This window comes from Catenuloplanes japonicus (assembly GCF_000717135.1).
Taxonomy (GTDB): domain Bacteria; phylum Actinomycetota; class Actinomycetes; order Mycobacteriales; family Micromonosporaceae; genus Catenuloplanes; species Catenuloplanes japonicus.
The window spans coordinates 39,070-53,540 of the sequence record NZ_JNXY01000050.1 but is presented as its reverse complement, the minus strand read 5'-3'; the positions used below and the strand labels follow the sequence as shown (position 1 = coordinate 53,540).

Sequence of the window (14,471 nt, the reverse complement as noted above, 5' to 3'; positions counted from 1 at the left end):
CCCGCACCCCTTGTGAAATGGGACTTCGCTCCCTGATTAGGGTGTTTGCCGATGAGTGACGCGATCCGGCCGCTGCGCTGGTGGCACATCGAAGAGCTGCTGCCGATCGAGGACGACCTGTTCGGCCCCGAGAAGTGGTCCGCCGCCATGTTCTGGAACGAGCTGGCGAACGGCCATTACTACCTGGTGTCACTGGACGACGGCGGCCGGGTGGACGGCTACGCCGGTCTGGCCATGCAGGAGCCGGACGCCTGGGTGCAGAACATCGCGGTCCGTCGCGACCGGCAGCGGCACGGGGTCGGCCGCGCGCTGCTGGAGGCGCTGCTGGCCGAGGCGGAGCGCCGGAGCGCGGAGCGGGTGCTGCTGGAGGTCGCGGTCGACAACGTGCCCGCCCAGCGCCTCTACGGCAGCTACGGCTTCGAGGGGATCGGCATCCGGCGCGGCTACTACCAGCCGAGCAACACCGACGCCCTGATCATGGAGCGGGAACGTGTAACCTCCTTCACGCGTCCCCCCGGTTGAAAAAGTTTCACCGTTCGGGGGAGGAGGGGCGGTGCCGGGCGTGATCGTGCGGATGTGGGAGGTCAAGGCCCGTCCCACCGGGCATGCGGAGCTGCTCACCTGGCTGTGCGACGACGCGGTGCCGTCGATCGAGGTCTACCCGCTGCACATGTCGACCGAGGTGTTCTCCTCGGCGGACAACCGGCTCGTGGTGATCTCGAAGTGGCGCAGCGCCCCGGTCGACCTGCCCGCGCCGCCGGAACACCTGGTCGCCCGTTCCCCGCACATGTGGGAGTTCACGCAGGTTGACCGTTAAGTCCGGCTTGTGTACCGGCGCGCAGACTCGCCATTTACCATGCGGCGGTGCTCTCCCTCGGTAGACGGTTCTTCCTCGACAGGAAGTGGGACATCGCCGCGCTGGCGACGTTCCTGCTCATGGCGTTCGTCCTGACCCTGCCGCTCTGGCGCGACCTGGACCGGGCGGTGCCCGAGGCCAACCAGAACGACCACGCGCAGTTCGAGTTCGTGCTGGCCAGGGCCGCGAAGCTGGTGTCCGGCGGCGGTGGGAACTGGCTGCTCACCAGCGACATGAACGCGCCGCTCGGCGTGAACATGATGGCGAACACCGCGGTGCTCGGCCTCGGCATCCCGCTGGCCCCGGTGACGCTGCTGGCCGGTCCCGCCGCCACGTTCGCGCTGCTGGTGCTGCTCGGCCTCGCGCTCACCGCGTTCGGCTGGTACTGGGTCTTCTCCCGCCGGCTGGTCGAGTCGCGCCTCGCGGCCGCGATCGGCGGCGGGTTCTGCGGCTTCGCACCCGGCGTCTTCACGCACACGCAGGGCCATCCGAACTGGGTCGCGCTGTTCCTGCTCCCGTTCGTGGTCCACCTGCTGTTCTCCCCGAAAAAATACGCCGGAGTCCTGCTCGGCCTGGTCATGGCCTATCAGGTGTTCATCAACGAGGAGTCGCTCTTCTTCACCGGCCTGGGCAGCGCGATCTTCGGCACGCTCTACGCGCTGCTGCGCTGGAAGGAGGTGGACAAGCGCCGGTTCTTCACCAACCTGGGCATCGCGGCGGCGATCACCGGCACGCTCGCGGCGTACCCGCTGTGGGTGCAGTTCACCGGCCCCGGCAGCTATCACGGCGTGCCGGAGTTCACCACCAGCTACGGCAACGACCTGGCCGCGTTCTTCTCGTTCTCCACGCACTCGCTGGGCGGGTCGTTCTCCCCGTTCGGCAACATCGCGGCGAACCGCACGGAAGAGAACGCGTTCTTCGGCGTACCCCTGGTGATCCTGTTCCTGGCTCTTGCCGTGATCTTCCGGACGCGGCCGGTCGCGCTCGCCGCCTCGTGCACCGCGGTCGTCTTCTCCGTGCTCTCGATCGGGCGGGACATAATCGTCAACGGCTACGGCGACGTCACCGCGCCCGGCCCGTGGGAGCCGTTCGCGCACCTGCCGCTCTTCGACTCCGTGGTGCCGACCCGCCTCGTGCTGGTGGCGATCCCGTGCGTCGGCCTGCTGCTCGCGCTCGCGGTCGAGCGCTCGCGCACGGTGCTGCTGCCGCTGGTCGCGGTCTCGCTGCTGCCGATCGTGCCGCTGCCGATGGACACGAAACAGATAGCGCCGGTCCCGGCCTACATCACCGGCCACCAGTACCGGGCGCAGCTCACCGACGGCGGCAGCATGCTGGTGGTGCCCGGCCCCTGGACGGACACCACGAACCTGCGCTGGGCCGCCCGTGCGGACCTGGAGTTCCCGCTGGCCCTGGGCTACTTCATCGGCCCCGGTCCGGAGGAGGACGGGCGCGGCATCTTCGGCCCGGCGCGGCGGCCCACCCACCTGCTGATCGCGGACGTGACCGCGAGCGGCCTGGTGCCGGTGCTGACCGCGGAGCAGCGGGCCGCGTTCGCCGCGGACCTGGCGTTCTGGCAGACGTCGGTGATCGTGGTGCCGGCCGAGCACCAGAACCGCGATGCGGTCAAGGCGCTGCTCGCGGACCTGACCGGACGCCCGCCGACCGACCTCGGCGGCGTGACCGTCTGGGACATCCCGCGCTGACCGGCGGCGGTCCTGGACGCTACGAGCTCCAGGACCGCCACAGCGCGGCGTACGACCCGTCCGCCGCCATCAGCTCGTCGTGCGATCCGCACTCCACGATCCGGCCGCCCTCCACCACCGCCACCCGGTCCGCGTCGTGCGCGGAGAAGAGCCGGTGCGCGATCGCCACCACGGTCCGGCCGGCCAGCACCGCGGCCAGCGACCGCTCCAGCGACCGGGCCGCGCGCGGATCGAGCAGCGACGTCGCCTCGTCCAGCACCAGCGTGTGCGGGTCGGCCAGCACCAGCCGGGCCAGCGCCAGCTGCTGCGCCTGCGCCGGCGTCAGCACGTGCCCGCCCTCGCCGACCACGGTCTCCAGCCCGTCCGGCAGCTCGGTCGCCCAGCCGAGCGCGTCCACCGCGGCGAGCGCGTCCCGCACGTCCTCACCGGAGGCGTCCGGCCGGGCCAGCACCAGGTTGAAGCGGAGCGTGCCGGCGAAGACGTGGTGCTCCTGGGTGACCAGCGCGACCTCGCCGCGCAGCCGTTCCGGCGGCAGCGAGGAGACCGGCACGCCACCGATCGTGAGCTCGCCGGACTCCGGCCGGTGCACGCCGGCCAGCAGCCGGCCGAGCGTCGACTTGCCGGCGCCGGACGGCCCGACGACCGCGAGCCGTTCGCCCGGCGCGATGTCCAGCGAGATGCCGTGCAGCACCGGACGGCCCGGAACGTAACCGAACGTGACGTCGTGCAGCCGGATGCCGTTGCCGCGCGGCGGGGGCCCGGTGCCGCCGGCGGCAGAGACCGCTCCGACCCCGATCACCCGGGCCAGCGCGGCCTGCCCCTCCTGCAGCTCCTCCAGCCAGGAGAGCACCTGGTCGACCGGGTTGACCAGCTGCTGCATGTAGAGCACGGCCGCGACCACGGTGCCGAGCGTCATCCAGCCGTTCGCGTAGTACAGGCCGCCGAGCAGCAGCGTCACCACGACCGGCAGCACGTACGCGGTGTCCGCGATCGGGTACCAGACCGTGCGCAGGAACAGCGTGTACCGCTCGGCCCGGAACGACCCGCGGATGTCCTCGTCCGTCTGCCGCCGCCGGCGCTCGTGCAGCCGCAGCGCGTCCACGGTCCGCGCGCCCTCCACGGTCTCGGCCAGCCCCTCCGTGATCCGCGCGTAGGCGGCGCGTTCGCGCAGGTAGCCGTCGGCGGCGCGGCGCAGGTACCACCGGCTCGCGGGCCAGAGCAGCGGTGCCGCGAGCAGCGGCGCGGCCAGGAACAGCGGCGACACCAGCAGCAGCGCGGCGACCAGCAGCACGATGGTGATCAGCGCGGTGAGGATCTCCGGCGCGGCCCACTGCACGCTGTAGGCCAGCGACGACACGTCCCGCGTGGTGCGGGTGAGCAGGTCACCGGTGCCGGCCCGCTCCACGGTGCCGATCGGCAGCGACAGCACCCGGTCCACGAACTCCTCGCGCAGTTCGGCCAGCACCCGCTCGCCGAGCCGCGCGGACGCGTTGCGCGCCAGGTAGACCAGCGCCGACTGGACGATCACGGCGCCGGCCAGCGCGACGCCGACGCGGTCGAGCGCGCCGGTCGTGCCGCCGTCACGGATGATCTCGATCAGCTCGCCGAGCAGGCGCGGCGCGGCCAGCCCGCAGAGCGCGCCGAGCGCGTGCAGCGAGAGCATCAGGCCGAGCGGGCGCGGGTGCCGCCGGAACAGCCCGCGCACGTACCGCCGGACCTCGGCGGGGGTGGCGATCGGAAGGATCATGATTCCTGCCTGAGCACGGTCGCGGCGTAACGGGGTTCGGCGGTGAGCAGCTCGCGATGCGTGCCCTCCGCGATGACCTTGCCGTCCTCGACGTAGGCGACGTGGTCCGCGTGCGCCAGCACCAGCGGGCTGGTCGTGCAGACCACGGTGGCGCGTCCGGCGCGGGCCGGTCCGAGCCGGGCCGCGATGCGGGACTCGGTGTGCGCGTCGACCGCGCTGGTCGGCTCCACCAGGATCAGGATCTCCGGGTCCGCGAGCAGCGCGCGGGCCAGCCGCAACCGCTGCTGCTGGCCGCCGGAGAACTCCCGCCCGCGCGCCGCGACCGCGGTGTCCAGCCGCTCCGGCAGCGCGTCCACGATGTCCTCCGCCGCGGCCGTCCCCAGCGCGGCCGTGATCAGTGCGTCCTCCGCGCCGCCGAGCGTCTCCCGCAGCGGGCCGGCGAACAGCCGTGCCTCGTTCTCCGCCAGCAGCACCCGGGACCTCAGCAGATCAAGATCAAGATCACGCAGGGGTACGCCGTCCAGCCGCGCCTCCGAGTCCGTGAACCGCGCCAGCCGCTCCGCGATCGCGGCCGCGTCCGCCGGGTCCGACGCCGCGATCGCGGTCAGCACGCCGGGCCGCACCAGCAGGCCGGACCGCGGATCCGCGAGCACGGCCGCGGGCTCGGGCATCGGCGCCGGACGCTCCGGCGAGGCCGGGTCCGGCACCAGGTCGAGCAGCCGCACCACGCGCCTCGCGGAGACGACCGCGACCGCGAACTTGTCGGCCGCCTCCGTGAGGTTGCGCAGCAGCGGCACCAGGAACGCGGTGTAGCCGTAGAACGCGACGAGCTGGCCGGCGGTGATGTCGCCGGCCAGCACGAGCCGCGCGCCGAGCCAGGTGACCAGCGCCAGGAACAGGCCGGGCAGCACCACCTGGGTCGCCTCCAGCGCGGCCCCGATGCGCCCGACCCGTACCCCCGCGGCTCGCAGCTCCTGTGACTCCGCGCGGTAGCCGGAGGCGAAGAGCGACTCGCCGCCGACGCCGCGCAGCACGCGCAGGCCGGTGACGATGTCGGCAGCCCGGGTGGTGAGCTTGCCCTGACGCGTGCGGTAGGCCTCCTGGTGGCGTTGTAACGGGCGGAGCAGCAGCGCGACCAGGCCGAGCAGCAGCGGCACGCCGATCAGCACGACCAGGCCGAGCTGCGTGGACGTGTTCAGCATGATCACGGTGATCACCGCGATCGCGGCGACCGCGCCGATCGCCCGGTCCACGATCTCGGTCGCGGCGCCGAGCTGGTCGATGTCCGACGTGCCGACGCTGACCACCTCGCCGCTGGACACCCGGCGGGGCAGCGCCGCGCCGATCCGGGCGGACTGACGCACCGTGAGCTGCACCGTTCCGTACGCGGTGTCGAGCCAGTTGTGCGCGCCGTACCGGTGCCGGAGGATGCCGGTCGCGGCCTGCACGAGGCCGAGCGCCAGCACGGCCGCGGACCAGGTCGCGAGCGCGCCCGGGTCGCGTGCGGTGACACCACGGTCGACCGCGAGGCCGATCAGCGCGGGGGCGAGCGCGGCCGAGCACATCCAGACGATGCCGAGCAGCACGGAGACGGCCAGTTTCGACCGGACCCGGCTGACCATCCACCACAGCAGCCGCCACGCCGACCGGTGGTCGGCGACTCCGGGATCGTTCCGCGGCAGGTCACGCATAGTAACGAAACGGTACTGCCCGCGGCCCGGACGGATCCACCGGTTTTTATGCCCGGCAGCTGATCTCCATGCCGTCGCCGACCGGGAACTCCACGCTCACGTAGCCGGCGGCGGGGTCGCGGACGTACTCCAGGTAGGGCGCCATGCTCGGGAAGCTGACATCGTCCGCGACCACCAGCGCGCCCGGTGCCAGCCGGTCCTCCAGCAGCCGCAGCACCGGCAGGCACAGGTCCTTCCAGCCGTCCAGCAGCAGCAGGCCGATCGGGCCCGGCACGTCGGCCAGCGTGGTCAGCGCGTCCCCGGCCAGCACGGTCACCGAGTCCTGCAGGCCGGCCTCGGCCAGGTTCTCCCGTGCGGCCGCCACCTTCACGTCGCTGAGCTCCGTGGTCACCACGTGCCCGGCGCCGTTGTCGGCCACGGCCGCGGCCAGGTAGAGCGTCGAGATGCCGAACGACGTGCCGAACTCCACGACCCGCTCCGGCCGCGCGGCCCGGATCAGCGCGTAGAGCAGGTCGCCGCCGCGCGCGGAGATCGGCATGTAGACGCCGGCCATCAGGTCGGCCCGCTCCTGCGCGGGCGTCGCGGTGAAGTCACGGCCCGCGGGCCAGGGGGACGGCTGGTCCTCGTCGAGGTCGGCGGCGGCGTGCAGACGGTCGAGAACGGAGCGCACACGAGGTGCTCGCAGTGAGTTCATCGAGTTAGAGTGGACGCAACGTTGCGTCTAGTCAAGCCGCCTTATTCTCGGGCATGACAAAAGAGCACGGCACAGATGTTGGAAAGCAAGAGGAGAACGACCGGGTGAGGGCGCATCGTGGCAACCGGCACGGCCGCAGTGAACAGGCGCGCCTCAGCGTGCTCGAAGCGGCCGACGATCTGCTGGTCGAGCGCGGGTACGCCCAGCTCACCATCGAGGGCATCGCGGCGCGGGCGGGCGTGGCGAAGCAGACGATCTACCGCTGGTGGCCGTCCAAGACGGACGTGCTGATGGACGCGTTCACCACCGACGCCCGCGAGGCGCTGCAGCCGCCGGACACCGGCGAGCTCATCACCGACCTGCGGCTGCACCTGCGCGGCCTGGCGGTCTTCCTGACCGAGGAGGACGCCGGCGCGGTCTTCCGCGCACTGCACGGCGAGGCCCAGCACGACGCGGTGCTGGCCGAACGGCTCCGCGCCGAGCACCTGACCCGGCAGCGCGTGCTGAACCGGGAGCCGCTGGAGCGCGCCGTGAGCCGCGGTGACCTGCCGGCCGGCCTGGACCTGGACCTGCTCGCGGACACGCTGGTCGGGCCGATCTACTACCGGGTGCTGGTCACCGGCGACCCGGTCGGCGCGGACTTCACCGATCGCCTGGTCGACGAGGTGCTACGGGGACTGACTGGTTAGCCCGAGCGGGTCCGCGAGCAGCTGGGTGAACGCCAGCTCCGCGGCCCCGATCAGCGCCGCGTCCTCGCCCAGCTTCGGCGTGCGCAGACGTAGCAGCTCGCGGCTGGCCGGCAGCGCCAGCGAGTTGAGCCGCGACCGCACCTGCGCGGCCGTGGTCAGATAGAGGTTCCGCAGCGTACCGCCGAAGATGACCATCTCCGGGTTGAAGATGTTGACCAGGTTCGCCACACCGAGCCCGAGCCACTCGCCGATCTGCCGCAGCGCCTCGTGACTGCCCGGATCGCCGCGCATCGCCGCGATCAGCTGGTGCGCGGGGATCCGGCCGCTGCCGTCCGTGCCCAGCGCACGCAGCAACGCCTCCTCACCGATCTCCGACTCCCAGCAGCCGCGCGCGCCGCAACTGCTGCACGTCCGGCCGCCCGGGTGCACGATCATGTGACCGACCTCGCCGGCGTACCCGCCGTGGCCGGTGATCAGTGCGCCGTGCGCGATGATCCCGGCGCCGATCCCCACCTCGCCGTGCAGGTAGATGACGTCCTCGGTGTCCACGGCCACGCCGCGCAGGTGCTCGGCCATCAGCGCCAGGTCCGCGTGGTTGCCGACCAGGACCGTGTGGTCGCCGCCCAGCGCCTCGGACAGCGGCTCGGAGAGCGGCTCGTCCACCCACCCGGCCTTCGGCGTGAGCCGGACCAGGCCGTCATGGCGGCGGACCATGCCGGCCACGGCGACACCCACGCCCACGTACCGCCCGCCGTCCGGCGCCGCATGCTGCATCTCCTTGACGAACGCGGACAGCGGACCGACCACCTCGGAGACGCGCAGGTCACGCGGCCGGTCGTAGACGCGCTCGTCCAGCACCTCGCCGCCGAGCCCGACCCGGGCCGCACGCAGCCGGTCGACCTCGATGCTCAGCGCGTACGCGTACACCCGCGCGGACTCCGGCAGCACGACCAGCGACGGCCGCCCGGCACGGCGTGCACCGCGCGGCGCCTCCTCGCGTACCAGGCCGGCCGCGGTCAGGTCCGCGGTCAGCGCCCCGATCGTGCTGCGGTTGAGCCCGAGCCGGGTAGTCAGCTCCGCGCGGGAGATCGGCCCGTGCACGTGCACGTACCGCAGCAGCGCCCCGAGGTTCTGCCGACGGACCTCGTCCTGGCTGGGACCGGCGCGCATCAGTCTGTGTTCTCCATGGGGATCTATCGGTTGCCGGTGGCCGCCGCGCGACGCCGGGACAGCGCATCGATGCTAGCGGCGGCGAGGAGCACCCCGCCGGTCCAGGCGAACTTCGCGCCCGCGCTCGCGTTCATCAGGCCCATCCCGTTGTCGATGACCGCGACCACGGCGCCGCCGAGCACCGCGTCCATGATCCGGCCCTTGCCGCCGAACAGGCTGGTCCCGCCGATGACCGCGGCGCCGACCGCGTAGAGCAGCACGTTGCTGCCGCCGGTGTTCGCATCCACCGAGTTCGCCCGGCTGGCCGCCACCACACCGCCGATCGCGGCCATGAACGAGCAGATGACGAACACCGAGATGCGGATCCGGTCGATGTTGATGCCGGCCCGGCGCGCCGCCTCCCGGTTGCCGCCGACCGCGTAGACGTGCCGGCCGTACGCGGTCCGGTGCAGCACGAACGTCCACACCACCAGCAGCACCACGATGATCGGCACCACGATCGGCACGCCCTTGAGCGAGGTGATCAGCACGTTGCGGCTGCGCTCCAGGTTGAGCACGTAGACGGCCGCGCCGACCACCACGACCAGCGCCGCGATCCGGAACAGCACCACCGCCAGCGCCTCGCTGATCAGCCCGCGCGCGTGCCGGTTGCGCCACTGCCAGAGCTGGATCGCGGCGAACGCGAGCACGCCCAGCAGGAACAGCGCCCAGCCCAGCGCGGGCGGCACGTTCTTGTTCGAGATCGCGACCAGCACCTCGTCGCGCACCGGCACGTTGGTGCCGCCGCGGATCAGGATCAGCCCGATGCCCTGGAAGGACAGGAACGCGGCCAGCGTCACCACGAACGACGGGATGCCGACCTTCGCCACCATGAAGCCGATCGCCAGCCCGATGACCAGGCCGGTGACCAGCGCGGCAAGCGTCGCGGCGTACCACGGCCAGCCGTGGAACGTCAGCAGCACGGCCAGCACGGACGCGCACACGCCGCTGGCGTACCCCGCGGAGAGGTCGATCTCGCCCAGCAGCAGCACGAAGACCAGGCCCATCGCGATGATGGTGACGGCCGCGCCCTGGGTGAACAGGTTCGCGAAGTTGCCGGCGCTGAAGAACGCGGGCCGCATGATGCCGAAGAACACGCAGAGCGCGATCAGCCCGAGCACGGCCGGCAGCGAGCCGATGTCGCCGCCGCGCACGCGACTCAGATAGTCCCGCACATGGCTGCCGACGGTCAGCGGCGCGGCCTTCTCGATCGTGACGCTCATCGCGGCCCACCGTTCTCCGACAGCCCGAGGTTTCCGCTGCGCCCGGCCGTGATCAGCTCCACGATCTGCGAGTGCGTGACGTCCGTGGTCTTCACCTGCGCCGCCATCCTCCCCAGGTAGAGCGTCGCGATCCGGTCCGAGATGGCGAAGACGTCGTTCATGTTGTGCGAGATCAGCACGACCGCCAGCCCGCGGTCCGCGAGCCGGCGGACCAGCTCCAGCACCTGCGCGGTCTGCGCCACGCCGAGCGCTGCCGTGGGCTCGTCCAGGATCACGACCTTGCTGTTCCAGAGCACGGCCTTAGCGATCGCGACGGTCTGCCGCTGGCCACCGGAGAGGCTGGACGCGTGCTGCCGCAGCGACTTCACCGTCCGCACGGACAGACTGGCCAGCGTCTCAGCCGCCAGCTGCTCCATGGTCGGCTCGTCCAGCACCAGCCCGCTGCGCTTCTCCCGGCCGAGGAACATGTTCTGCACGATGTCGAGGTTGTCGCAGAGCGCGAGGTCCTGGTAGACGACCTCCAGCCCGAGCGTGGCCGCGTCCCGCGGGCTGTTGACCGAGACCGGCAGGCCCTCGAAGAAGATCTGGCCGGAGTCGATGGCGTAGATGCCGCTGACGCACTTCACCAGCGTCGACTTGCCCGCGCCGTTGTCGCCGACGAGCGCGGTGACCTCGCCGGGATAGACCGTCAGGTTCACGTCGCGCAGGACCTGGACCGGGCCGAAGCCCTTGTCTATCCCGCGTAGTTCCAGCAGGGGTGTCGCGGACACATCTCTCCTCGCGCGTCGAGCGGCTCCACGTCCGTGCGCCGCCCGGGACTGTTCATCCCGGGCGGCGCCGGCCGGCTCGTGCCCTGAGCCGGTTACAACAGGTCTAGCTGACCCCGGCCTCGGCGCACTTCGCCTCGTAGGCGGCGGTGCACAGATCGGCCTTGGTCACGTAACCGTCGGCGACCACGTCCTTGACCGAGTCGAAGAAGATCGCCTTCGGGGTGAGCAGCACGGACGGAACCGCGCGGCCGGTCTCCGGATCGGTGACCTTACCCGGCACGTCCTTCCGCTCGCCCTTCGAGAGCGCGATCGCCAGCTCGGCCGCCGCGTCCGCCTCCTGCTTGACCGCCTTGTAGACGGTCATGCACTGGTCGCCGACCAGGATGTTCTGCAGCGCCTGGGTGTCCGCGTCCTGCCCGGTGACCGGCACCTTGCCGTTCAGCCCGTTCTTCTTCAGGGTCGTGATGACCGCGTTGCCGAGCCCGTCGTTCGCCGCCAGCACGCCGTCGATCTTGTTGTTCGCCTGCGTCAGCATCTGCTCGAAAATGGTGCCCGCGGTCGTATTGTTCCAGGCCGGCACCGGCTCCTGCGGCCCCTTGACGTAGGTGCCGTTCTCGTAGAGCGGGTTCAGGACCGACTCGTAACCCTCCTTGAAGAGGGTGGCATTGTTGTCCGTGGGGGAGCCGTGCAGCTCCGCGACCACCGGCTTCTCCGCCTTGAGATCGGTCAGGCACTTCTGCAGCCCCTCGCCCTGGAGCTTGCCGACCTGCACGTTGTCGAAACTGACGTAGTACTCGGCCGTGCCGCCCAGCGTGAGCCGGTCGTAGTCGATGGTCGCGACGCCCTGGTTCTTCGCCTTGTCCAGCACGGCCTTGCCGGTGCCGGAGTCCAGGTTGACGATCATGAGGACCGTGGCGCCGTTGGTGATCTGCTGATCCGCGATCGTCTGGAACGCGGTCTTGTCGCCCTGCGCGTTCTGAATGTCGTACTCGACGCCCGCCGCCTTGAACGCGGCCTCCAGGTACTTCCGGTCCGCCGTCTCCCACCGGTTCGAGGAGGCACTGTCCGGAAGAATCACGCCGATCTTGGCGGGTCGGGTGCTGTCATTGTTCGAATCATCGCCGCACGCGGTGAGCGCGCCTGCGGCAAGGCCGGCCGCGGCCAGCGTGGTCAGGACTCTGCGCATCGTGCATGGTCCTTTCGGTGTGGTGGAGCTCCCTGCGGCATCTCGAAGATTTGTTGTGCCCGGCAACGTATTTCTCCTGTGGCGCACCGCACAAGACCTATTTTGTTCAATGGCATAACAATTTCGCAACGCGCCCGTCATCTGCGCGAAACCCAAGATCAAATTCATTTGAGGGTACGGTCGAGAGCGCGGATTTGTCCGGACGTGGGCGGCGGGCGCCGACTCATGACCGTGCTGGGCGGTCCGGACGTGGGCGGCGGGCGCCGACTCATGACCGTGCTGGGCGGGTTCGCATGCCGTCGGCCGGCGCCGGCGGTGAGATGGCCCTCCTCGCGCCCGCTCACCCTGGGGTTGCGTTCCGCCCGTCTTCCGGCCCCGCGTGGACTTGCCCCCGACCCGATCTCGCCCCGCCCTCTCTCCCGCCGCCGGGGAAGGCCGAGCCGGGGAACGTGCGTCTGCCTCGGTCCGGCCGGGTCCGCGCCGCATTCGCCTCGCCTTTTCATCGTGCTTCCGGCTTCGCCCGCCGGGTCGATGGCATACGGGGCAGGCAGGCCGTACGAAACTCAACCACCCGCGATGTCGGTGGTGCGGTGGAATGCCTTTCCGCTGCCCCGGTGTCGGAGGCTCCCGCCGGAGACAAACAGCAACCAGCCCACTCGGCCGGCCTGCTAAAGCATGAAATTTCCGGCACAAAGTGTCCGGCTGTTGAGCCTTCGGCTATCAGCGCCAGGCGGTCGCAATCACGACGGCAACTATTTCCCGAAATTTCGGGCACAAGTGCCCGGTCCTCGATGCCGAAAGCTCAGCAACGGGCACTCCCTGCCCGAAATTTCGGGAAATAGCGGCCTGCATGCCAACCGCGCCTCACGCTGCCGCCAAAGCTGACCGGAAAATAGGCGTCGCCGCGGCCCGAAGCTGAAGATTCTTCACGCCCGCGTGGCGTTACCCCGAAGGTGTCAGGAGGACTCAATAACCGATGCGGCCCTGAACCTCGAGACGAGAGAAGGGCCGAGCCGGCAAGGGCCGAGCCGGCAAGAGCCCCGGCCGCCGGCGAATCAGCCAGTGGCAATGGGAGCGAAGATCGCACCAGCCACGGCGGGAAAAGCCGCCGGCGGAACCTCGACCTGCATCCCCCGACGCCCGCCCGACACGAAGACCGTCTCCTGCCCCTCCGCGGAGGTGTCCACCACGATCGGCAGGCGGGAGCGCTGGCCGAAGGGCGAGATCCCGCCCGTGACGTACCCCGTGGCACGCTCCGCGGCAGCCGGGTCGGCCATTGTGGCGCGTTTGCCGCCCAGCGCCGCGGCCAGTGCCTTGAGGTCGAGCGAGGCCGAGACCGGCACCACCCCGACCGCCAGATTCCCGTCGACGTTGGCGACCAGGGTCTTGAAGAGCCTGGTCGGTGCGACACCGAGCGCGGCCGCGGCCGCCTCGCCGTAGGAGGTGGCCTTGGGATCGACCTCGTACGTATGCGCCGTGAACGCGACCTTCTGCTTGGTGAGCAGCGTTGTCGCAGGGGTGCCGCCGCCGGCCTTCTTCGCCACGGGAGCGAGCGTAGCGCGAGCCCTACTCGACGCCGAACTGTTTGCAGGCCGCGGCGTAGGCGTCGGTGCACAGCTCGTCCTTGGTGACGAAGCCGTCCTCGACCACGGTCTTCACGTCCTGCTGGAAGATCGCCTGCGGCGCGAGCAGCACGGACGGGACCTTGCGCTGGGTCTGCGGGTCGGTGACCGTACCCGTGACGTCTTTTCTTTCGCCCTTGGCCAGTGAGATCGCGAGTTCCGCGGCGGCGGCGGCCTCCGTCTTGATCGCCTTGTAGACGGTCATGCACTGGTCGCCGGCGAGGATGTTCTGCAGGGCGGCCACGTCGGCGTCCTGGCCGGTGACCGGGACCTTGCCGTTGAGCTTGTTCTTCTTCAGGACGTTGATGACGGCGTTGCCGAGGCCGTCGTTCGCCGCGAGGACGCCGCCGATCTTGGGGCTCTGGGTGAGCATCTGCTCGAAGAGCGTGGCGGCCTGGGCGTTGTCCCAGTCGGGCACGGCGGCCTCGGGCCCCTTGACGTAGGTGCCGTTGGTGTAGAGCGGGTTCAGGACCGACTCGTAGCCTTCCTTGAAGAGGGTGGCGTTGTTGTCGGTGGGGGAGCCGTGCAGCTCCGCGACGATCGGTTTCTGCGCCTTGAGGTTGGTCAGGCACTTGGTCAGGCCCTCGCCCTGGAGCTTGCCGACCTGGTTGTTGTCGAAGCTGACGTAATATTCGGCGCTGCCGCCGAGCGTCAGGCGGTCGTAGTCGATCGTGGCGACGCCCTGCGCCTTCGCCTTGTCGAGCACGGCCTTGCCGGTGCCGGAGTCCAGGTTGGTGATCATGAGGACCGTGGCGCCGTTGGTGATCTGCTGGTCGGCGATCGCCTGGAACGCGGTCTTGTCGGCCTGCGCGTTCTGGATGTCGAACTGGATGCCGGCCTTCTTGAACGCGTTCTCCAGGAACCTCCGGTCCGCGGTCTCCCAGCGGTCGGAGGTGCCGCTGTCCGGCAGGATCACACCGATCTTCGGCACCGGGTCGTCGCCGGCGTCCTCGGCACCGCAGGCGGTGAACGTGCCGGCCGCGACCACGGCGGCGGTGAGAGTGGCGATACCGCGGCGCATACGAGGCCCTTTCATCTGCGGAGGGATCATTCCCACTATGCCCGGCCGAGGCCCCTTATC

General features: G+C 70.6%; 13 protein-coding genes. 4 read left to right on the top strand and 9 right to left on the bottom strand.

The window, feature by feature from the left end:
- Positions 1 to 51: 51 nt before the first annotated feature.
- From rimI to OP04_RS46380, 3 genes are read left to right on the top strand one after another with little or no spacing between them, the layout of a single operon-like run.
- Complete coding sequence (rimI, locus tag OP04_RS46390; protein WP_033346461.1) at positions 52 to 522, top strand: ribosomal protein S18-alanine N-acetyltransferase; 471 nt, start codon at positions 52 to 54, stop codon at positions 520 to 522.
- 40 nt (positions 523 to 562) lie between these two features.
- Positions 563 to 817, top strand: coding sequence for a hypothetical protein (locus OP04_RS46385; protein WP_033346482.1), 255 nt, complete (start codon positions 563 to 565; stop codon positions 815 to 817).
- 47 nt (positions 818 to 864) lie between these two features.
- Positions 865 to 2,559 (top strand): glycosyltransferase family protein, encoded by a 1,695-nt coding sequence (locus OP04_RS46380; protein WP_033346460.1) that lies wholly within the window; start codon positions 865 to 867, stop codon positions 2,557 to 2,559.
- 19 nt (positions 2,560 to 2,578) lie between these two features.
- On the opposite strand, the gene OP04_RS46375 is transcribed toward OP04_RS46380, so the two are convergent.
- From OP04_RS46375 to OP04_RS46365, 3 genes are read right to left on the bottom strand one after another with little or no spacing between them, the layout of a single operon-like run.
- Positions 2,579 to 4,306, bottom strand: coding sequence for an ABC transporter ATP-binding protein (locus tag OP04_RS46375; RefSeq protein WP_033346459.1), 1,728 nt, complete (start codon positions 4,304 to 4,306; stop codon positions 2,579 to 2,581).
- Positions 4,303 to 5,997, bottom strand: a complete 1,695-nt coding sequence (locus OP04_RS46370) for an ABC transporter transmembrane domain-containing protein (protein WP_033346458.1) — start codon at positions 5,995 to 5,997, stop codon at positions 4,303 to 4,305. The genes OP04_RS46375 and OP04_RS46370 overlap by 4 nt, the downstream gene beginning before the upstream one ends.
- Positions 5,998 to 6,043: 46 nt before the next feature.
- On the bottom strand, positions 6,044 to 6,691 hold the full coding sequence (locus OP04_RS46365; protein ID WP_033346457.1) for an O-methyltransferase: 648 nt from the start codon (positions 6,689 to 6,691) through the stop codon (positions 6,044 to 6,046).
- 104 nt (positions 6,692 to 6,795) lie between these two features.
- Here OP04_RS46365 and OP04_RS46360 point away from each other — a divergent pair, with 104 nt between their 5' ends.
- Complete coding sequence (locus OP04_RS46360; protein WP_033346456.1) at positions 6,796 to 7,380, top strand: TetR/AcrR family transcriptional regulator; 585 nt, start codon at positions 6,796 to 6,798, stop codon at positions 7,378 to 7,380.
- On the opposite strand, the gene OP04_RS46355 is transcribed toward OP04_RS46360, so the two are convergent.
- The 6 genes from OP04_RS46355 to OP04_RS46330 all read right to left on the bottom strand — a co-directional run bounded on the left by OP04_RS46355 (position 7,360) and on the right by OP04_RS46330 (position 14,411).
- Positions 7,360 to 8,550, bottom strand: a complete 1,191-nt coding sequence (locus tag OP04_RS46355) for an ROK family transcriptional regulator (RefSeq protein ID WP_033346455.1) — start codon at positions 8,548 to 8,550, stop codon at positions 7,360 to 7,362. The genes OP04_RS46360 and OP04_RS46355 overlap by 21 nt on opposite strands.
- A gap of 23 nt (positions 8,551 to 8,573) precedes the next feature.
- The gene (locus tag OP04_RS46350; protein WP_033346454.1) at positions 8,574 to 9,812 is read right to left on the bottom strand and encodes a sugar ABC transporter permease; all 1,239 of its coding nucleotides are present in this window, start codon (positions 9,810 to 9,812) and stop codon (positions 8,574 to 8,576) included.
- Positions 9,809 to 10,582: an ATP-binding cassette domain-containing protein gene (locus OP04_RS46345; protein ID WP_033346453.1), complete on the bottom strand. Its 774-nt coding sequence runs from the start codon at positions 10,580 to 10,582 to the stop codon at positions 9,809 to 9,811. The genes OP04_RS46350 and OP04_RS46345 overlap by 4 nt, the downstream gene beginning before the upstream one ends.
- A 103-nt stretch (positions 10,583 to 10,685) precedes the next feature.
- On the bottom strand, positions 10,686 to 11,768 hold the full coding sequence (locus OP04_RS46340; RefSeq protein WP_033346452.1) for a sugar ABC transporter substrate-binding protein: 1,083 nt from the start codon (positions 11,766 to 11,768) through the stop codon (positions 10,686 to 10,688).
- A gap of 1,055 nt (positions 11,769 to 12,823) precedes the next feature.
- Positions 12,824 to 13,312: a Cys-tRNA(Pro) deacylase gene (ybaK, locus tag OP04_RS46335; protein WP_033346451.1), complete on the bottom strand. Its 489-nt coding sequence runs from the start codon at positions 13,310 to 13,312 to the stop codon at positions 12,824 to 12,826.
- Between the two features lie 22 nt (positions 13,313 to 13,334).
- Positions 13,335 to 14,411 (bottom strand): sugar ABC transporter substrate-binding protein, encoded by a 1,077-nt coding sequence (locus OP04_RS46330; RefSeq protein ID WP_033346450.1) that lies wholly within the window; start codon positions 14,409 to 14,411, stop codon positions 13,335 to 13,337.
- Positions 14,412 to 14,471: the final 60 nt, after the last annotated feature.

Excerpts from the sequence above, each read along its gene's own strand:
- rimI (WP_033346461.1), top strand. The coding sequence starts at position 52 with ATGAGTGACGCGATCCGGCCGCTGCGCTGGTGGCACATCGAAGAGCTG.
- OP04_RS46375 (WP_033346459.1), bottom strand. The coding sequence starts at position 4,306 with ATGATCCTTCCGATCGCCACCCCCGCCGAGGTCCGGCGGTACGTGCGC.
- OP04_RS46370 (WP_033346458.1), bottom strand. The coding sequence starts at position 5,997 with ATGCGTGACCTGCCGCGGAACGATCCCGGAGTCGCCGACCACCGGTCG.
- OP04_RS46365 (WP_033346457.1), bottom strand. The coding sequence starts at position 6,691 with ATGAACTCACTGCGAGCACCTCGTGTGCGCTCCGTTCTCGACCGTCTG.
- OP04_RS46355 (WP_033346455.1), bottom strand. The coding sequence starts at position 8,550 with ATGCGCGCCGGTCCCAGCCAGGACGAGGTCCGTCGGCAGAACCTCGGG.
- OP04_RS46350 (WP_033346454.1), bottom strand. The coding sequence starts at position 9,812 with ATGAGCGTCACGATCGAGAAGGCCGCGCCGCTGACCGTCGGCAGCCAT.
- OP04_RS46340 (WP_033346452.1), bottom strand. The coding sequence starts at position 11,768 with ATGCGCAGAGTCCTGACCACGCTGGCCGCGGCCGGCCTTGCCGCAGGC.
- OP04_RS46330 (WP_033346450.1), bottom strand. The coding sequence starts at position 14,411 with ATGCGCCGCGGTATCGCCACTCTCACCGCCGCCGTGGTCGCGGCCGGC.